Source organism: Streptomyces sp. NPDC057654, assembly GCF_042800135.1.
Taxonomy (GTDB): domain Bacteria; phylum Actinomycetota; class Actinomycetes; order Streptomycetales; family Streptomycetaceae; genus Streptomyces.
In genome coordinates, this window is record NZ_JBHVHQ010000074.1 from 1 (window position 1) to 18003 (window position 18003).

16 protein-coding genes and 1 pseudogene are annotated in these 18003 nt (G+C 71.2%); 4 read left to right on the forward strand and 13 right to left on the reverse strand.

Annotation, left to right across the window (positions count from 1 at the left end; all coding sequences use genetic code 11):
- Positions 1-171: pseudogene (locus ACFU99_RS09035) on the forward strand (coproporphyrinogen III oxidase family protein); the annotation flags it as partial.
- A gap of 11 nt (positions 172-182) precedes the next feature.
- Positions 183-1097, forward strand: coding sequence for an STM4011 family radical SAM protein (locus ACFU99_RS09040; RefSeq protein ID WP_384387997.1), 915 nt, complete (start codon positions 183-185; stop codon positions 1095-1097).
- On the opposite strand, the gene ACFU99_RS09045 is transcribed toward ACFU99_RS09040, so the two are convergent.
- From ACFU99_RS09045 to ACFU99_RS09055, 3 genes are all read right to left on the reverse strand, one after another.
- Entirely contained in the window at positions 1070-1816 is a 747-nt protein-coding gene (locus ACFU99_RS09045) for an SAM-dependent methyltransferase (RefSeq protein ID WP_384388039.1), read from the reverse strand. The genes ACFU99_RS09040 and ACFU99_RS09045 overlap by 28 nt on opposite strands.
- Before the next feature lie 70 nt (positions 1817-1886).
- The gene (locus tag ACFU99_RS09050) at positions 1887-2144 is read right to left on the reverse strand and encodes a DUF397 domain-containing protein (protein WP_363228151.1); all 258 of its coding nucleotides are present in this window, start codon (positions 2142-2144) and stop codon (positions 1887-1889) included.
- A 3-nt stretch (positions 2145-2147) separates the two neighbouring features.
- On the reverse strand, positions 2148-3014 hold the full coding sequence (locus tag ACFU99_RS09055; protein ID WP_384388000.1) for a helix-turn-helix domain-containing protein: 867 nt from the start codon (positions 3012-3014) through the stop codon (positions 2148-2150).
- Positions 3015-3151: 137 nt separating this feature from the next.
- On the opposite strand from ACFU99_RS09055, the gene ACFU99_RS09060 reads away from it, so the two are divergent.
- The gene (locus ACFU99_RS09060; protein ID WP_384388002.1) at positions 3152-3610 is read left to right on the forward strand and encodes an ATP-binding protein; all 459 of its coding nucleotides are present in this window, start codon (positions 3152-3154) and stop codon (positions 3608-3610) included.
- Positions 3611-3715: 105 nt separating this feature from the next.
- On the opposite strand, the gene ACFU99_RS09065 is transcribed toward ACFU99_RS09060, so the two are convergent.
- Both ACFU99_RS09065 and ACFU99_RS09070 read right to left on the reverse strand, forming a co-directional pair.
- Complete coding sequence (locus ACFU99_RS09065; RefSeq protein ID WP_384388009.1) at positions 3716-4537, reverse strand: SGNH/GDSL hydrolase family protein; 822 nt, start codon at positions 4535-4537, stop codon at positions 3716-3718.
- 80 nt (positions 4538-4617) lie between these two features.
- Positions 4618-6729 carry an alpha-galactosidase gene (locus tag ACFU99_RS09070; protein ID WP_384388012.1) on the reverse strand — a complete coding sequence of 704 codons (2112 nt, stop codon included), beginning with the start codon at positions 6727-6729 and terminating at the stop codon, positions 4618-4620.
- 222 nt (positions 6730-6951) lie between these two features.
- On the opposite strand from ACFU99_RS09070, the gene ACFU99_RS09075 reads away from it, so the two are divergent.
- On the forward strand, positions 6952-7761 hold the full coding sequence (locus ACFU99_RS09075; RefSeq protein ID WP_384388016.1) for a tyrosine-protein phosphatase: 810 nt from the start codon (positions 6952-6954) through the stop codon (positions 7759-7761).
- Between the two features lie 48 nt (positions 7762-7809).
- Here ACFU99_RS09075 and ACFU99_RS09080 read toward each other — a convergent pair whose 3' ends face one another.
- The 8 genes from ACFU99_RS09080 to ACFU99_RS09115 all read right to left on the reverse strand — a co-directional run.
- Positions 7810-9828, reverse strand: coding sequence for an ABC transporter ATP-binding protein (locus tag ACFU99_RS09080; RefSeq protein WP_384388042.1), 2019 nt, complete (start codon positions 9826-9828; stop codon positions 7810-7812).
- 53 nt (positions 9829-9881) lie between these two features.
- A complete protein-coding gene (locus ACFU99_RS09085) occupies positions 9882-10694 on the reverse strand; it encodes an alpha/beta fold hydrolase (protein WP_384388019.1) in 813 nt (270 codons plus the stop codon).
- Positions 10695-10744: 50 nt separating this feature from the next.
- Entirely contained in the window at positions 10745-12049 is a 1305-nt protein-coding gene (dpgC, locus tag ACFU99_RS09090; RefSeq protein ID WP_384388022.1) for a (3,5-dihydroxyphenyl)acetyl-CoA 1,2-dioxygenase DpgC, read from the reverse strand.
- Positions 12046-12705 carry an enoyl-CoA-hydratase DpgB gene (dpgB, locus tag ACFU99_RS09095; protein ID WP_384388025.1) on the reverse strand — a complete coding sequence of 220 codons (660 nt, stop codon included), beginning with the start codon at positions 12703-12705 and terminating at the stop codon, positions 12046-12048. Before dpgB ends, dpgC begins: the two co-directional genes overlap by 4 nt.
- Positions 12706-12719: 14 nt before the next feature.
- Positions 12720-13931: a 3,5-dihydroxyphenylacetyl-CoA synthase DpgA gene (gene dpgA, locus ACFU99_RS09100; RefSeq protein WP_384388027.1), complete on the reverse strand. Its 1212-nt coding sequence runs from the start codon at positions 13929-13931 to the stop codon at positions 12720-12722.
- Between the two features lie 166 nt (positions 13932-14097).
- Complete coding sequence (locus ACFU99_RS09105) at positions 14098-15486, reverse strand: PLP-dependent aminotransferase family protein (protein ID WP_384388030.1); 1389 nt, start codon at positions 15484-15486, stop codon at positions 14098-14100.
- A 303-nt stretch (positions 15487-15789) separates the two neighbouring features.
- Positions 15790-16953: a cytochrome P450 gene (locus ACFU99_RS09110; protein ID WP_384388033.1), complete on the reverse strand. Its 1164-nt coding sequence runs from the start codon at positions 16951-16953 to the stop codon at positions 15790-15792.
- Between the two features lie 85 nt (positions 16954-17038).
- The coding region (locus ACFU99_RS09115) for a cytochrome P450 (RefSeq protein WP_384388036.1) at positions 17039-18003 on the reverse strand (965 nt) is incomplete at its 5' end.

An 18003-nucleotide genomic window follows, 5' to 3' on the forward strand; every position in this document is an offset into this window, starting at 1 on the left:
GACTTCCCCGCCGAGCTGGCGTGGTTCGCCGGGCGCGGCTGGCTCGACGGGTCGGCCGCCCCGGAGCGGCTGCGGCTGTCGCCGGAGGGGCTGGCGCACTCGGACGCGCTGGGCCCCGAGCTGTTCTCGCCCGCGGTGCGCGCCGCGATGGCCGACTACGACCTGAAGTGAGCGGGCGTCACATGACCAGCCTTCATCCGCCGGACGGCGGACGGGATTTGACGCTCCTGTACCGGGGGCCGCTCGCGTCGTGCGACTACGACTGCCCGTACTGCCCGTTCGCCAAGCGCCGCGACAGCACGGCGGCGCTCCGGGCCGACCGCGCCGCGCTGGAGCGCTTCACCGGCTGGGCCGGGGAGCAGCGCGACGACCGGCTGTCGGTGCTGTTCACGCCGTGGGGCGAGGGCCTGGTGCGGTCCTGGTACCGGCGTGCGCTGGTCGAGTTGAGCCGGCTGCCGCATGTGCGCAGGGTGGCGATCCAGACCAACCTCAGCTGCCGCACCGGCTGGCTCGCCGAAGCGGACACGGACACGGTCGCGCTGTGGTGCACGTACCATCCGGGCCAGACTCCGTACGGCCGGTTCCTCGACCGGACGCGGGAGTTGGCGGCGCTGGGCGTGCGCTTCAGCGTCGGGATGGTGGGTCTCCCCGAGCATCTGGAGGAGGCGCGCAGGCTGCGCGCCGACCTCCCCGGCCATGTCTATCTGTGGGTCAACGCCGCCGAGGGCCGCACCTATACCGACGCGGAGGCCGGGCTGTGGACGGCCCTCGACCCGCTCTTCCCGTACAGCCGCCATCCGCACACGAGCCGCGGACTGCCGTGCCGTACGGGCGAGTCGGTCGTCTCGGTGGACGGCGACGGCACGGTGCGCCGCTGCCATTTCGTCCGTGCCGAGCTGGGCAATCTGTACGACGGCACGTACCGCGCGGCGCTGCGCCCGCGCCCCTGCCCGCTCGCGGTCTGCGACTGCCATATCGGCTATGTGCACCTGGAGTCGCTGCCGTTGTACGACGTGTTCGCGGGCGGCGTGCTGGAGCGCGTACCGGCGGCGCGGTCGCTGACGGCCGGTCAGCCCTTGCGGCCCACACCTCCGTAGAACGCGACGCGGGAGAGCTCCTCGACGGTGGGCAGCGCGCCGTCCGGCCGCCACAGCGGCGCCTGGACGAGGCCGGGGTCGAGGAGGTCGAACCCGTCGAAGAACGGCACGATGTCCTCGAAGCCGCGCACGGTCAGCGAGGCGGTGGCGTTCTTGTACGCGTCGGCGGCGTCGCCCTCCACATGGGGGTGGAAGTCGCCGGTCCCGTGGGTGAGGACGAGGTAGCTGCCGTCGGGCAGCGCCTCCCCGAGGGTGGCGACGATGCCGGCGGGGTCCTCCGCGTCCGTGATGAAGTGCAGGACGGCGACCAGCAGCAGGGCCACCGGCTCGTCGAAGTCGATGAGCCGCCGGATGACGGGGTGTTCGAGGATCGCCTCCGGCTCGCGGACGTCGGCGAGCACGAAGCCGGCGTTGCCCGCGTTGGTGAGCTTCGCGCCCGCGTGGACGGAGACGATCGGGTCATTGTCCACATAGGCGACCCGGACGTCGGTGGACACCTCGCGGGCCACCTCGTGGGTGTTGGGCGAGGTGGGGATGCCCGTGCCGATGTCGATGATCTGCCGGATGCCGCCGCGTACGACCTCCCGTACGGCGCGGCGCAGGAAGGCCCGGTTGGCGCGGGCGCTGGGCCGCGCGTCCGGGATGATCTTGATGACTTGTTCGGCGGCCTCGCGGTCCACCTGGTAGTTGTCCCAGCCGCCGAGGTAGTAGTCGTACATCCGGGCCGGGTGAGGTCTGCTGGTGTCCAGCTCCTCGGCCGAGAAACCGCGCTCGCTCACGTGCTCTCCCTCACTCGCCGCTCATGCTCGGCACCACGAGCAGGAAGTCGGCTTCGCCCGCCTTCGCGCCCTGGATGAATGTCTGGATCTCGTGGTGGGTGTAGATCAGCGCGGGCCCGTCGGGGTCCGTCGACTGACGCAGGGCCACCCTGCCGTCGCGCAGCCGCATCGCCTCGACACAGCTGCCGCCGTTGCCGCCGCTCCACGGCTTGTGCCAGCCCTCGCTTCCGAGGTCCTTGGCGGGCATGCCGTTGTATATGCGACCCATGGTTCAGATCTCCTTACGAATGCCACCCAGGTAGGCCTCGGTGGTGTGTGCCGGCGCGGCCTGCGCGCACATGCGGTCGAGCGCCTCCAGCAGGGTGGAGACGTCGTCGCGCTGGTCGAAATAGACGGCCCCGACGAGGTTCTCGGCGTAGGCGATGTCCGGCAGTTCCTGGATCGGGAACCGGAAGATGTGGAACGGCCCGTACATCGCCGGGTGCGGTCCGGCCGCGAACGGGATGACCTGGAGCCGTACGTTGGGCATGGCGGTGGCTTCGATGAGCCGGTCGATCTGCTCGCGCATGACCTCGGGGCCCGCGATGCGCCGGCGCAGGACGGTCTCGTCCATGACGACCCAGAGCAGGGGCGCGTTCTCGCGGGTCAGGAGCGACTGGCGCTCCATGCGGACGGCGACGCCGCGGTCGATGTCGGCCTCGGCGGCGTGCGGCATCCCGGCGCGCAGCACCGCGCGGGCGTAGCCCTCGGTCTGGAGCAGTCCGGGTACGTAGTGCGGTTCGTACGCGCGGATGAGGTTGGCCTCACCCTCCAGGCTGACGAACGCGCTGAACCAGTCGGGGAGCACGTCGCGGAACCGGTGCCACCAGCCGGGCTGGTTGGCCTCGCGGGCCAGCGCGACGAAGTTCTCGATCTCGTCGGAGTCGCTGATGCCGTAGATGCCGAGGAGCTTCTCGATGTACGGGATCTTGAGCCCGACCTCGGCCTTCTCCATCCGGCGGACGGTCGCGTGCGTGACGTCGAGGGCCTTGCCCGCCTGTTCGTAGCTGAGCCCGGCCTTCTCGCGCAGGTCCTGCAATCGCTTGCCCAGCACTACCCGAAGGACGGTCGGAGCGCCTACCGGCCGTGCGTCCGCCACTGTCCATCCCCTCCAACTGATGTCATATGCCTAGCAGTGTGTCACGCAGCTGGTTGAGCTAACAGACTGTGCTTGCGATTCTGCAATTTACAGATTGAACCTTGCCACACGTGACTCACATCGCACATAGTTGACGCGTGGCCTACTCCTATGACGCAGTCTCGTTAAGGCGCCGAGGCGGTTCGTCCGTCCAGCACCTACAGGACGCGTTCCACCTGCCGGCCCGGAACACCTCGGTGGCCGAAGCGCGAAGACGAGTTCTCGCGCGGCTCGGCGAGTGGGGCGTGGCGCAAGTGGTGTGCGAGGACGCCGAATTGGTGGTCTCCGAGCTCTTCACCAATGCCGTGCGGCACACCGACAGCGACAAGGTGAGCTGCCGGCTGCATGTCACCGGCGACCGCCTGCACGTCGAGGTCGCCGACCAGGGCTACGGTCCGGATCAGCCGCGAGCCAGGCTCAGCGGCGCGGACGAGGAGAGCGGGCGCGGCCTGCTGCTGGTCGGCGCCGTGTCGGACGCGTGGGGCGTACGCCCCGGCGAGATCGGCCGGGGGCGCGTCGTATGGGCTGTTCTGGCGGGCGCGCGGCCCTGCCGCTGAATGCGTGCGCCCTCGCGGCGCGAAGGTCTGCCCGGTCCTACGCGCCGGACAGACCCTGACGGCGGCTCGCGGGTCCAAGACCTGCGGGCATGATGTCGCCGCAGGTCAGAGCGGCAGCAGGTCGGGGCGCTTGGGCTCGACGTGGTCGCCCGAGGACTCGCCGCGCAGCCGGCGGCCGATCCACGGCACCAGGTACTCGCGCGCCCAGTGGATGTTGTCGCGGCGCACCTCGGCGGGCGAGCGCTGGTCCTCCGACGGCCATGCCTGGTCGGGGTCGGCGGGTACGTCCAGGCCGAGCACCTGCGCGGCGCGCAGCGCGACGCGGGTGTGTCCGTCGGGGGACAGATGCAGCCGGTCGTCGCTCCAGGCGCGCCGGTCCTGCACCGAGCGCAGCGACCACAGGTCGAGCACCGGGCAGTCGTGCCGGTCGGCGATGGCCCGTACGTGCGCGGTGTACGTCGCGATCTTGCCGCGCAGATGCCGCAGCACGGGGATGCCGCGCGTGTCGAAGCCCGTGCACAGCAGCACGGTGCCGACGGACGACTTGAGGTCCGCGACGGCCGCCTCGTAGCGGGCGGCGACGTCGTCGGGGTCGGTGCCGGGGCGCAGGATGTCGTTGCCGCCTGCGCAGAAGGTCACCAGGTCGGGGCCGAGCTCCATGGCGCGCGGCACCTGCTCGGCCACGATCTGGTCGAGGAGCCGGCCGCGGACCGCGAGGTTCGCGTAGCGGAAGCCCGCGGGGGCCTCGGCGTCCGCCTCGGCCTGCGCGTCCGCGCGCCGGTCGGAGAGGAGCACGGCGAGCCGGTCCGCCCAGCCGACGAAGGTGTCGTCGGGACCGGGGTCGCCGACGCCCTCGGTGAAACTGTCCCCGACAGCCGCGTACGACCCGATTGCGTCACTGTTGAATGTCTTCGAATCCTCTGCCACGACTCCCCATCTTTCACCCCAAGCAGTGACCTACGCCACCGTAACCAGGGGTTGACGTGCAGTGATGTATCCCACCTCGATCATTGCCAATCAATGCGGCGAAGGTGGAATACAGCGGCGGCCAGGTCGCCGCCGAGCCGTGTGCGCAGGCCGCGGTGGGTGAGGACCGCTCCGCGGTGCGTCTCGCCGCGGTCCGGGTCCGTGTAGCGGGCCGCCGGGTCGAGCCCGCGCAGCCGCAGCGGCGGCGGCTCCTCGCCGTAGCGCTGGGCGGGCAGCCAGGCCAGTACGACGCTCTCGTCGCCGCGTACGTACTGGACGGCGGCGAGCCCGTCGCCGGGCGGCCGCAGCCGGTAGAGGTCGCCGCCCTGCACGAGCGGGCGGATCCGTTTGTACAGTTCGATCCACTTCCGTGCCTCCTCCAGCTCCCGGCCGCTCCACCGCGCCAGGTCGCCGCCGACGCCCAGCACGCCCGCCATGGCGCTCACGAAGCGGAAGCCGAGCGGGCTGACGCGTCCGTTCATCTGGTCGTTGGGGCTGTCCGTGACCCAGGCGGCCATGATCCGGGCCGGGTGGAGCTGGCTGAATCCGTGCTGAATGGCGAGCCGGTCGACGGGGTCGGTGTTGTCGGAAGTCCACATCTGGTCCGTACGGGCGGCCATCGCCAGGTCGATGCGCCCGCCGCCTCCCGAGCAGGCTTCGACGGCCACGTGCGGGTGGGCGGCGCGGAGCCGCTCCAGGAGCCCGTACAGGCCCTCGACGTGTTCGGTCCACAGCCGTTGCGGGTAGGGGTCGCCGGGCCAGCCGGCGTCCGTGAAGGAGCGGTTGAAGTCCCACTTCAGATAGTCGACGGGCGCGCCGCGCAGCAGGCCGTCGAGCCGCTCCCACAGATACGCGCGCACGTCGTCGCGGGCGAGGTTGAGTACGAGCTGGTGGCGGAATTCGGTGCGGCGGCGGCCCTCGTGGTGCTGCGTCCAGTCGGGGTGGGCGCGGTAGAGGTCGCTGTCGGCGTTGACCATCTCCGGTTCCACCCAGACGCCGAACTCCATGCCGAGGCGGTGCACTTCGTCGGCAAGGGGCTTCAACCCGCCAGGGAACCGGTCGGGGTTGGGCGTCCAGTCGCCGAGCCCGGCGGCGTCGTGGGTGCGCGCCCCGAACCAGCCGTCGTCCACGACGAACAGTTCGACGCCCAGCCCGGCGGCGCGGTGCGCCAGTTCGCGCTGCCGCTCCTCGTCGACGTCGAAGCCGGTGGCCTCCCAGGAGTTGTAGAGGACCGGCCGTGGCCGGTCGGCGGCCGGGATGAGGTGTGCGCGCTGCCAGGCGTGCCAGGCGCGGCTGGCGGCCCCGAAGCCGCCGTCGGTCCACAGCCCGGCGAAGACGGGGGTGGTCCAGGAGTCTCCGGGCGCGAGCCGCAGCAGGCCGGAGTCGTCGTGTCCGGCGCCGCCGACGGTCTGCACCGCCCCGTCGGGCAGCAGCTGCACGGCGATCCGCCAGGACCCGGACCAGGCGAGCGCGCATCCGTACACCTCGCCGCTCTCCTCCCCCGCGTCGCCCGCGTCGAGGGCGATCCAGGGCAGGTGGGCGTGGCCGGTGTGGCCGCGGCGGCTGCCGATCTGCTGCTCGCCGGGGGTGAGGGGGCCGCGGACCAGGCGGCTCTCGGCGCCCCAGCGGCCATGCAGGTGGGACAGGCGCCAGGCGCCCCGCGCGGGGAGCGACCAGGCGGCGGAGTCGGCGCGCAGCAGCTCCAGGGGTACGCCGCCGTCCGTACGGGTACGGGCGTGGGTGAGGGTCGCCCAGCGCTCGACGACGTCCGCGCCGGCGCGTACCCGGTAGTGAAGGGTGAGGGCGAGATGATGCAGCCGGTCGTGGAAGCGGAGCCGCAGCTCATCGGCGTCGGTCTCCCCCTTGTCGAAGACCCACTCGGTGCCGCGCACGCCGTCGGCGCGTACGGACAGGGCGGGGCGCACGAAGCGCGGACCTCCCTCCACCGGGTATTCCTCGCGCCCGTCGAGCGGTGATTCGAATCCGCGCGCGGCGGGGATCTTCTCTGCGGCGAGGGCCTCGGCGTCCTCGACCGTGATCCGCGGCCCCCAGTGGAGGTGCAGCAGTTCGTCGTCTTCCGTGAGGTGCAGTGCGTAGCCGCTCCGGACGCCGGACAGGAGCCATATCCGACCGTTTCCGCCGACCTCGATCACTGAGCCCCCAATTGAGCACCAATGCCGACAGGTCCGAACATCATCGGGTCGGCGGCGCCCAAAGGCAATGGCCGTGCGGCGCCGGTGTGACACCCGCGCGGTGCCGGTGCACGGCCCGTGAGGTGCCGAAGCCGAACTGATTGCCCCTGGAACGCATGTCGTATGGTCGATTCAGCTGCCTCGTCGACGAGCCGCGTCGACGGACGGAACCGAGGAGCGCCCGTGACGCAACAGTCGCCGCAGATCCCGTCGACCGAGCCGGAGCTGGCCGGCGTCCGCAACTTCCGGGACGTGGGCGGGCTGCCGACCCACGACGGCCGGCGCGTGCGACACGGCGTCCTGTTCCGCAGCGGCCACCTCGCGCACGCGACCGAGGACGACGCCCGCTATCTGGGATCGCTCGGCCTGCACACCATCTTCGACTTCCGCAATTCCTCCGACATCCGGCTCGAAGGCCCCGACGTCGCGCTCACCGGCGTCCGGAACGTGAACATACCGCTCAGCGACCCGGCCGACGGCAAGGAGTTCTGGGCGATGGTCCGCGACGGCCACCTCGACGAGCTGCGCGTCGCGCTCGGCGAGGGCCAGGCCGTCGGCCGGATGTCCAGCTCGTACCGCTCCATCATCACGGAGCGCACCGCCGAGCACAGCCGGGTGGTGCACGCGCTCGCCGAGGACAGCGTGCCCGCGCTGATGCACTGCGCCGCCGGGAAGGACCGCGCGGGGCTGTCGATCGCGGTCACCCTGCTCGCCGTGGGCGTGGGGCGCGACGCGATCCTCGCCGACTACCTGGAGTCCAGCGCTCCGCACCGCCGGTACAAGATCCGGCGCGGCGACAACTCGGCCGCCGCGCTGTCCCCCGAGGTCATGGAGCTGCTCGCGCCGCTCTTCGACGCGCGGGCCGAGTATCTGGCCGCCGCGTTCGAGACGATCGAGGAGCGCTGGGGCACCACCGACCGCTATCTCGAAGAGGGACTGGGCCTCTCCTCACGCACCCGCGAGCTGCTGTGCTCACGGCTGCTGACGGACTGACCGGCCGGTACCGGCCGGAGAAGAAGGAACGATCCCTCCGCCGCCCCCTCACCGGCCGCCGACCGGTTCGGGCGGCGGCTGCGAGGCCGCCTCCAGCGCCGGAGCGCCGTCGGGCCGCTCCGCTGCGAGTACGGCGTCGCGGTCCTCTGCCGCGGGCGCGGCGTCGGCGTCGGCGTGCTTGGACTGCCGGGCGAACTGCGTGCGGTACAGCTCCGCGTAGAGCCCATCCAGCTCCAGCAGCTCCTCATGGGTGCCGCGCTCCCGTACCCGCCCCTTGTCGATGACGAGGATCTGGTCGGCGTCGCGGATCGTGGACAGCCGGTGGGCGATCACCAGCGAGGTGCGGCCCGCCAGCGCGTTCTTCAGGGCCCGCTGGAGGGCGGCCTCCGACTCCGAGTCGAGGTGCGCGGTGGCCTCGTCCAGGACCACGATCGGCGGGGCCTTCAGCAGCAGCCGTGCCATGGCGATGCGCTGCTTCTCGCCGCCGGAGAGCCGGTAGCCGCGGTCGCCGACCATGGTGTCGAGGCCGTCGGGCAGCGACTGGATCAGCTCCCAGATCTGCGCGGCCTTGCAGGCCTCGGTCAGCTCCTGCTCGGTGGCGTCCGGCCGGGAGTAGGTCAGGTTCGCGCGGATCGTCGTGTGGAATAGGTGCGCGTCCTGGGTGACCATGCCGATCGTGTCGTTCAGGGAGCGCAGGGTCAGATCGCGGAGGTCGTGCCCGCCGATGCGGATGGCGCCCTCCACCGGGTCGTAGAGCCGCGGAACGAGGTGGGTGCTGGTCGTCTTGCCCGCGCCCGAGGGGCCCACGAGCGCGGTGAGTTTCCCGGCCGGCGCGGTGAAGGACACGTCACGCAGCGTCCACGCGTCGTCGGTGCGCTCCTGCATGGGCTGGGCGACGGACTCCAGCGAGGCCAGCGAGACCTCGGACGCCTTCGGGTAGCGGAACGACACGCGGTCGAACTCGATGTCCGGCGCCGATCCGTTCCCGGCGGCGACGGCGGGCAGCGCCTTCGCGTCCGGCTTCTCCGAGATCAGCGGCTTGAGGTCGAGAACCTCGAAGAGCCGGTCGAAGCTGACGAGCGCGGTCAGGACGTCCGACTGCGCGTTGGAGAGCTGTCCGACCGGGGCCATCAGCCGGGTCAGCAGCGCGGCGAGGGCCACCAGCGACCCGAGCTGGAAGGCGCCGTTGACGACGAGGCCGCCGCCGATGCCGTACACCGCGGCGGTGGCCAGGGAGCCCACGAGCAGCGTCGTGAGGAAGAGCAGCTTCATCGCGACGGAGTGCCGCACGCCGATCTCCCGCGCCCGGCCCACCAGCCCCGAGAACTGGGCGTTCTCCCGATCCGGGTGACCGTAGAGCTTGACCAGCAGCGCGCCGGTCACGTTGAACCGCTCCTGCATCGTGGCGCCCATCTCGGCGTTGATCTGCATGTGCTGCCGTACGAGCCGTTGCAGTCGGCGGCCGATGAGCCGGCCCGGCAGGATGAAGAACGGGATGAGCGCCAGGGACAGCAGGGTGATCACCCAGGACAGGTACACCATGGTGATCAGCACGAACACCAGGGTGAGCCCGGCGGAGAACACCGTCGACAGGAGCTGGGTGACGGCCTGCTGGGCGCCGACCACATCGGTGTTCAGCCTGCTGACGAGCGCCCCGGTCTGCGCCCGCGTGAAGAACGCGAGGGGCTGGCGCTGCACATGGTCGAAGACCTCGGTGCGCAGATCGTAGATGAGCCCCTCGCTGACCCGCGCCGAGTACCACGCCTCGGCGTATCCCAGCCCGCCCGCCACCAGCGCGAGCGCGGCGACCGAGAGGGCGCACCAGACGACGACCGACATGTTCTGGTCGGCGACGCCGTTGTCGATGAGGTATTTGAGGAGTACGGGCGGGGCCACCACACTGGCGGCGTTCAGGGCCGTGATGATCAGGAGAAAGACGATGTGGCGGCGGTGCGCCCCCAGGTACGGGAGGATCCGCTTCGCCGTGCCGGGTGTGATCCGCTGTTTGATGATGGAGGGGTCCGGCGCGTCCCCCCGCATGATTACCGGTCCGGGGCCACCCATCATGGCCACAGGTACCACCTCTGTCTCGTCGTCAGGGTCGGGGCGGTGTCTTGTCGTCAGGGTCGGGAAGGGCCGGCGAGGAAATCGATGATCGCGGAGTTCACGGCGTCCGGCTTCTCCAGATATCCGTAGTGTCCGCACCCGGCAATCTCCGTGTACGCGCCGCCGGGAATGCTCTCGGCGACCTCGCGGCCCAGGTGCGGGCGTACGACCAGGTCGTCGCGGAAGGAGATGACCAGGCAGGGGCGCCGGACGCGGCGGTACGCGGCGAGCCGGTCCCCGATCGCCTGGAGGCTGAGCTGGTTGCGGACCTCGGAAGGGTCGACCGCCGACATCTCGAAGACGTCGAGCCAGCCCTGGAGCTCCCGCTCGTTGTTGAGCGTCTCGGGCGAGAGGTTCTGGATCGCCTGCACGTAGGCCGCGTAGCGGGGCGGGATCTTGACGTCGCTGTCGCAGAGTTCGATGTCGGCGGCGGCCATGGCGGAGACCAGCACGTCGGCCCGGCCGCAGGTCGCCATCAGCACGGCACGGTCCACGAGTTCGGGCCGGGCGAGGAGCAGTTCCTGCACGATGATCGCGCCCAGCGAGAACCCGACGACGCGGCACGGCCCCACGCCGAGGTGGTCGATGAGGCCGGCCACGTCCGCCGCCATGTCGTCGAGGGTGGTGCCCTCCGCGCACGGGCCGCTCGGCGGGATGCCCCGGTTGTCGAGCGTGATCGCCCGGTAGCCGGCCGCTCTCAGGGCGGGCACCTGGTGCGAGCGCCAGACGCGGCCGGGGGCCGCGGTCCCGGTGACCAGCACGACCGGGTCCCCGGCTCCGTACACGTCGTAGCCGAGGGTGATTCCGTTGATCGTCGCCACCGGCACGAAGGTCTCCTTTCAGCTGTTGTTGTGCGACGGATGTTGTTGCCCGGCCGTCACTCACGCCCCGCGAACCGGCCGACCTTCGCGATGACGTCCTCGTCGTAGAGGCGCAGGGCCTGCTGGAGCGCGAACTCGGCCATGTAGCGCCGGAATTCGTCCGGCGGTTCTTCGGCAAGGTTCAGCATTCTGCGGTTGGCGACGACCGCCGGGGCGCTCAGCCGCTCGACGCCCCGGGCGACGGCCGCGTCCATCTCCTCCGGCTCCACGACCTCGTCGGCCACCAGCCGGGCGTCGGGTTCGCTCGCCCACAGCCGCCGCCCCTGGAGGATGACCTGCCGGGAGATACGCGGCCCCGTGTGCCGGCCGAGCCGGAAGTTCCCGGCGCCCGGCACGATGCCCTCGCGGGCGGCGGGCAGCGTGAAGTAGGCGTCGGAGGCGGCCACCACGTGGTCGAGCACGAGGAGGATCTGCATGCCGCCGCCGATGGCGAAGGTGTCGACCGCGCCGATCCAGGGCTTCTCGACCGTACGCGCGTGCCACGCCCCCTCGCCGTCAGTCCGGACGCCCCGAACGAGCTTGTGCAGATAGCCCAGTTCGCGGCGGAGCAGGAAGCCGACCAGTGAAATACCGCCCGCGTGGAGGCTCTTGAGGTTGATTCCCGCGCTGAAGACCCGCTTGCCGCGGTAGCGGGGGTGGGTCATCTCACCGCCGCGTACCACCCCCACGCGCACCTCCGGGTCGAGGAGCGCGAGGTCGACGGCGGTCTCCATGTCGTCGACCTGTTCGACGTCCTCGGCGTTGAGACAGTCGTCCCGACACATCGTCAGATAGGCGGCTCCGTCCCTTCGTTGTACGGCCACCGATCGCGTCCGGACCTCGCCGGTGCGGCGGAACGCGGGCAGCAGTTCCAGGGCGCGCGGCGTCGGCAGCAGCATCGTGTCGAGCAGATGCGGGCCCGCGGCCGGGGAGCCGAGGACCGCCCGCAGGAAGATTCCCTGATCGATCTCGTGCCCCTCCTTGTCCGCCTGGCGCCGCTTCCGGTCCTCAGCGAGCTGACCGGCCGACGGGAGGAGGGCGGGGAATTCGACGGCGGCGGCCTCGACCAGTTCGGCGAGGCGCAGCCCGACGGTACGGCCCGCGGTGAGCCGGTCGTACACGTCGTCGACGTGCGCCTGAAGGAAGCGGACCCGCTCGGCGCGGGCCGCGTCCTTCGCCGCGGCGGCCTCGGCCCGCTCCCCGGGCGAGCGGGAGCCGGGCTCCGGGAGCGCCGCCACCAGCTTCTCGACGCGGGCCGCGGCCTCGTACAGGCTCGGCCACACGCCTCCGGCCAGTGCCGGAGAAGGCCGGACGGCGGTCATGAGGCCTCCTGCGCGGCGCTGCGCAGTACGCGGTCGCAGGCGGCCAGGTGCGGGCCGAGCGCGTCCTCGAAACTCGTCGTCCTCGCGTCGAGCAGGAGCTGCCGGCGGATCGCGAGATCCTTCCCGGACAGGCCGCTGACCAGCCCGGCGGCGGCCGCGACCGCCTGTTCGGGGTCGTCGACCAGCCCGTCGACGATGCCGAGCGTACGGGCCTCGGGCGCGTCGATCGGCAGGCCGAACAGGACGGCCCTGCGGGTCCGGGCCGCGCCCGCCAGCTGTACGAGCCGGAAGCCGGCCATGCCGGGCCAGGTGGCCGAGCCGTCGCCGTGCACCAGGAGCCGGGTGTCGAGGGCGGCCACCCGGATGTCGGCGGCGAGGAACGCGTCGAGGGCCGTGCCGCCGCACTCCCCGTGGGCGAGGGCGAGCGTGGCCATCGGGAGCCGTTCCAGCCTGCGCACGGCGCGTTCCCACTTGCTGACGAGCATGACGTCCAGGCCGCTGCTCCAGTCCCCCGCCGGGGCCCCGGTGACCTGCACGATGACGACGCCGGAGCCGCCCCGGTCCTCGGCCCGGTCGCAGAGGCCCGCCAGGGCCTTGACCGACGCGGTCGACAGCGGCTCGGCGCCGTCGATCTCCACCATGAGCGTGTGGTCCATCGCACCCTCCGGGTTCACCATCGGATCAGCGCCGTCTCAAGGGTGGAGCCGGGCCCCATGGTCATGAGCACGCCGTAGTCGCCGGGCGCCGCGACGCCTTCGTCGAGGAGCCGTTCGTAGGAGAAGAGGAACGAGCCGCTGGAGACATTGCCGTGGTCGCGCAGGACCCCGGTGGTGTGCCGCACGGCGTGACGGGTCAGCCCGAGGTTGACGACGACGGCGTCGACGACCTTCTTGCCGCCCGAGTGGACGAGCCAGTGGCCTATGTCGCTGCGGCGCAGCCCCGTTCCCGAGAGCAGCCGGTCGACGACGATCTCGGCGTGCGCGCCGACTACGTACGGGATCAGCGGATCGAGGTAGAAGCTGAAGCGTCCCAGGTCGCGGTCCCAGTCGTAGCGCATGGCGTCGACCGCGTCGGGGATGATGCAGCTCGCGAACTTGAGGATGCCGGGGCCCGCGGGGCCTTCAGGGGCTTCGGTCGCGGGCGCGCCGGGCGGCGGTCCGGCCGGGGCCAGGGGGACCTCCGCCGGGTCCGTCAGCAGCGCGATGGCGCCCGCGCCGTCCCCGAACAGGCTGTTGACGACGGCGGTCCGCATCGTGGAGTCCATCGCGTACGCCGCGGAGCACGCCTCCACGCACAGGACGACGGCGAGGTCGCCCGGGTTCGCGGCGGACCAGCCGGCCACCACGTTCAGGGCGTTGAGGCCCGCGTTGCAGCCCATGCCGACGATGTCGGAGCGGCTGCAATGCCGGTCGATGCCCAGTTCACGGATGAGGAGCGCGCTGATGCCGGGGGTGAGGAAGCCGGTGGAGGTCACACAGCACAGGTGGCGCAGGTCCGAGAGGTCGGCGCCCGCCCGGCGCAGGCAGCCCAGCAGCGCCTCCGCGCCCATGTCGAGCGCCATGCGCTTGTGCTTGTCGAGCAGGTCGCCCTGCGGTTCCACGGGCCGTACGCCGTCCTCGCCCGGGTCGGGAAGGCTGAGGTTGCGCCGTTCGATGGCGCTGTTGAGGAAGACGGAGCGGATGCGGGGATCAGTGATCCCGAAGGCTTCGAGCACCTCTTCCTGGGAGTAGGAGGTGGGGCTGGTCGCCGTGCCCACCCCGACGATCCGGGGCCGGGCGAGCACCGCCCTCGGTTCGCGGCCGCCGGGCGCCGGGGCCGCGGCGCCGAGTGGCGCCGGGTCCAGCAGCGCCACGGATTCCGGGCTGTCTATGCTGACGGTCATCGGAAGGTCCACCCCCACATACGTCGTTTGCTGCGCGGCCGCTGTGTGCTACGGATACTGATCACTTCGGTCGCCCTTCTCTTGAGCACCCGCTGAGCACCCGCCGGGCGCGGGCGAAGCGGATGAATCGGTGAAGCGGTGAAGCGGTGCATGAGGTGCATGCGGTTCAGGAGGGTGCGCTGCTCGCGGCCTCGATGAAGCGCGCGAGCCGTGCCGTGCCCTCGGTGATCTCACTGGGCGTCACATAGCTGATGGAAAGCCGGAGTTCCTGATCGCCGCCGCCTCCGGGGTAGAAGTAGCTCATCGGGGTCCAGATGACGCCGAACTCCTCGGCGGACCGGACGAGCGCGGCGTTGTCCGCGCGGAACGGCACCCGTACGCCCAGGAAGAAGCCGCCCGAGGGCTCGTTCCACCGCACGCCGAGAGCCGCTCGGCGGTCGGCCGGCAGCCGGGCCTCCAGCTCCTGGAGCGTGTGCCGCAGCGCGTCGTCGTAGTGGACGGCCGCCTTCGCGTTCAGCTCCGAGAGGCGGCCGCGGGCGGCGAGCAGGGCGCCCGCCACCACGGCCTGGCTCAGGGACGGGGTGTTGACCGTCACCATGCTCTTGATCTTGGCGAGTTCGTCCGCGAGCAGCGTCCTGCGGCCCGCGCCGCCCACGACCGGCTGGTCGCCCACGACTGGCTCGCCGTCCACGGCCGGATGGTCCTCCACGACCGGCTGGTCGGCGACGACGAAGCCCAGCCGCGCGCCGGGAAAGACGGTCTTGGCGAACGAGCCGATGTGCACGACCCGGCGCGCCCGGTCCAGGGACTTCAGCGTCGGAAGCGGCGGTCCGGGGCTGACCAGGCGGTACGGGCTGTCCTCCACGATGAGGAGGTCGTGGCGCGCCGCCAGCTCCAGCAGTTCGGTCCGGTCCCGCAGCCCCATCGTGGCGCCGGAGGGGTTGGAGTGGTCCGGGATGACGTAGAAGGCGCGCGGCCGCCGCCCCCGCGCCCGCTCCTGCTCGATCACCTCCTCCAGCGCTTCGCGGCGGTAGCCGTCCGCGCCCTCCGGCACCGGGGTCACGGGGATGTCGAGCAGCCGGGCCGCGCCGGTGATGCCCATGAAGCAGGGGCTGGCGACGAGGATCGCGTCTTCGGGCCCGCAGACGAGCGCCCGCAGCACCAGCAGCATGGCCTCCTGCGCGCCGACGGTCACCACGACGGACTCGGGCGGTACGTCGATGTTCTCGTCCACGCGCAGCCAGTCGGCGACGATGTCGCGGATCTGCCCGGCGACGGGCCCGTACTGGTACATGAGGGTGCGGACGCGCTCGGGCGAACTCCCCCGCGCCGCCTCGTGGTCGAGGTAGCCGCGGAGGTAGCCGAAGATCTGTTCTGTGTCGAAGAAGCCGTCGTACGGGCGGCCGGGCGCGAAGGAGATCGCGTCCGGGTAGCGGAGCGTGACCTCGTTGAGAAAGGTCATCGTGTCCAGGACCGGGTCGCTGACGCTGGAGTGCAGTTCACCCTTGCGCAGCCGCGCGCCCCGGCCGAATACGTCGGCGCTCTGTCCGTCCATGGAATTCCCCCCGCGACACCGGTGATCGAAAGACCCTTTTCCGGTGGCCGTTTCCGCAGTCCTTTTCCAGCGGCCCGCTCCACGAGCGGCCCCGCTGCCGCAGGCCCTCCCGGAAGCTCGGATCAAGCGCGGGCAGCGTCGAAGAGCCTCGAACGGAAAGAGCCTCGAACAGCATAAAAGCAGATGCGGCTGGACCGAAGGCCCTGTCCAACCAACCGAATTCGCCACTTGGGCAGGGCAACGAGAATTCGGAACACTCCCCCACACCGCGCCGGCCGCGAAACCCACCGGAACCCACACCTCCTACCAGGCGACCGGCAGCGTCTCGACCCCGTACTGCGGGGCGAACGGCCGGTACCGCAGCTCCTCGGGCGGCACGCCCAGCCGCAGCTCGGGAAAGCGCTCCAGCAGCCGCGCGAAGGCGATCCGCATCTCCATCCGGGCCAGCGACGCGCCCAGGCAGAAGTGGACGCCGTGGCCGAACGCCACATGGGTGATGGTCCCGCGGGTGATGTCCAGGCGGTTCGGGTCGCCGGGCGTCTCCGCGCGGTTTGCCGCGATCAGCGAACAGCCGACGGCCTGACCGGCCTTGACCACCTTCCCCGCCATCGGCACATCGACCACGGCCGTACGGGGCGAGGCCGTCGAGACCACCGACACGTACCGCAGCAGCTCCTCGACCGCGCCGTCCATCAGCTCCGGCCGCTCCCTGAGCAGCGCGAGCTGGTCCGGGTGGAGCAGCAGCGCGAGCAGGCCCAGCCCCAGCATCTGGGCGGTGCTCTCCACGGCCGCCGAGACGAGGAAGCCGGCGATCCCCGCCAGCTCGTGGTCGGTCAGCTCCTCGCCGTGCTCGCGGATGAGCATGCCGAGGAGGTCGTCGCTGGGCTCGCCGCGCTTCCGGATCATGACCTTGACCAGGTACCTGTCGAGCGCCTGCACGGCCGTCGCCTGCTTCTTGGCCCGGCTGGTGGAGCGGATGTCGAGCATGCGGGCGAGGTCGGCCAAGTCGTCGCGGGGAAGGCCGAGCAGCCCGCAGACGACCTGTCCGGGCACCGGCCAGGCGAAGTGGCGCACCAGGTCGGCCGGCTGCCCGGCCCTCTCCAGGACGTTCAGCCGGTCCTCTACGATCTCCTCGATAATGGGCACCATCCGGCGCATTCGCCGCACGGTGAACTCGGGTGTCAGCATTTTCCGGAGCCGCGCGTGGTCCGGCCGGTCGTAATGCAGCAGATTTCCGGTGTCGAACGGCTGCCCGTCCATGGTGTGGGCGGGACGCGGTTTTCCGGTGAACCGGTCCGCGTCGCTGAGAACCGCCTTGACCTCGGTGGGGCCCGTAGCGATCCAGTCGAGCACGGCGGAATCGGAGACTTCGGCGAACGGCGTCTCCTCGCTCATCCGGACCAGCTCGGGCAAGGGGTCGATCCCGTTGCGACGCTGGTATACGGGAACATTCGATTCCTTGGGCATCCTTGAACTCCTCTCATGCCACGTGTTGCGTTCGTCGTGTCACGTTCGTCGTCGTACCGCTTTCTTGCGCGGCGTTCGACGTCGCTCAATCCCAGGCGAGCGGCAGCTTCTCGATTCCGTAAATCGGCCGGGACTGCGACCGGAACCGCAGTTCCTCGCGGGGTACGGCCATCCGCAGACCGGGAAAGCGCTCCAGCAGCCGTGCGAAGGCGATCCGCAGTTCCATCCGGGCCAGCGGGGCGCCGACGCAGAAGTGGATGCCGTGCCCGAAACCCACGTGCGTGGTGCTGCCGCGGGTGATGTCGAAGTCGTCGCGCGGCGCGTCGGGGTACTGGGTGCGGTTCGCCGCGAACAGCGAACAGGCCACGACCTCGCCGGCCTTCACGACCTGGCCCGCGAACTCCACATCCACCAGCGCGGTACGGAAGTTGGCGAGCGGCACGACGGCCACGTACCGCAGCAGCTCCTCGACCGCCTGGCCCATCAGCTCCGGCCGTTCCCGGAGCAGGGCCAGCTGTTCGGGGTGGTCGAGCAGCGCCAGCGTGCCCAGCCCGAGCATCCCGGCCATGTTCTCCAGCCCGGCGCCGAGGGTGGCGTCGATGAGTCCCACCAGATCGGCGTCGGTGATGCCCTCCCCGTGGTCCCGGAGCAGCATGCTGATCAGGTCGTCCCCGGACGGGTCCAGGCGCTTGCGCGCGACGAACCGGTCCAGGTAGTCGGTGAAGGCGTGCTCCGCGGCCATCACCAGCTTCCGCGGGCCGTCGCGGCGCTGGCCGAGCAGCATGTTCCGGGTCAGCTGGGGCTGGTCGTCGCGCGGAATGCCGAACAGCGCGCAGGCGACCAGGCCGGGTACGGGCCACGCGAAGTGACGCATCAGGTCGGCCGGCTGCCCGGCCCGCTCCAGCGCGCCCAGCCGGTCCGCCACGATCTCCTCGATGACGGGCTCCATCCGGCGTATCCGCCGCGCCGTGAGCGCCGGTGTCAGCATCTTCCGGATGCGGGTGTGCTCGGGCGGGTCGTTCTGGAGCGGGTTCCCGGCCTGGGCCAGCC

Coding starts and splice junctions, on each gene's coding strand:
- ACFU99_RS09040 (WP_384387997.1), top strand. CDS start 183: ATGACCAGCCTTCATCCGCCGGACGGCGGACGGGATTTGACGCTCCTG.
- ACFU99_RS09045 (WP_384388039.1), bottom strand. CDS start 1,816: ATGTACGACTACTACCTCGGCGGCTGGGACAACTACCAGGTGGACCGC.
- ACFU99_RS09050 (WP_363228151.1), bottom strand. CDS start 2,144: ATGGGTCGCATATACAACGGCATGCCCGCCAAGGACCTCGGAAGCGAG.
- ACFU99_RS09080 (WP_384388042.1), bottom strand. CDS start 9,828: ATGATGGGTGGCCCCGGACCGGTAATCATGCGGGGGGACGCGCCGGAC.
- dpgC (WP_384388022.1), bottom strand. CDS start 12,049: ATGACCGCCGTCCGGCCTTCTCCGGCACTGGCCGGAGGCGTGTGGCCG.
- dpgB (WP_384388025.1), bottom strand. CDS start 12,705: ATGGACCACACGCTCATGGTGGAGATCGACGGCGCCGAGCCGCTGTCG.
- dpgA (WP_384388027.1), bottom strand. CDS start 13,931: ATGACCGTCAGCATAGACAGCCCGGAATCCGTGGCGCTGCTGGACCCG.
- ACFU99_RS09105 (WP_384388030.1), bottom strand. CDS start 15,486: ATGGACGGACAGAGCGCCGACGTATTCGGCCGGGGCGCGCGGCTGCGC.
- ACFU99_RS09110 (WP_384388033.1), bottom strand. CDS start 16,953: ATGCCCAAGGAATCGAATGTTCCCGTATACCAGCGTCGCAACGGGATC.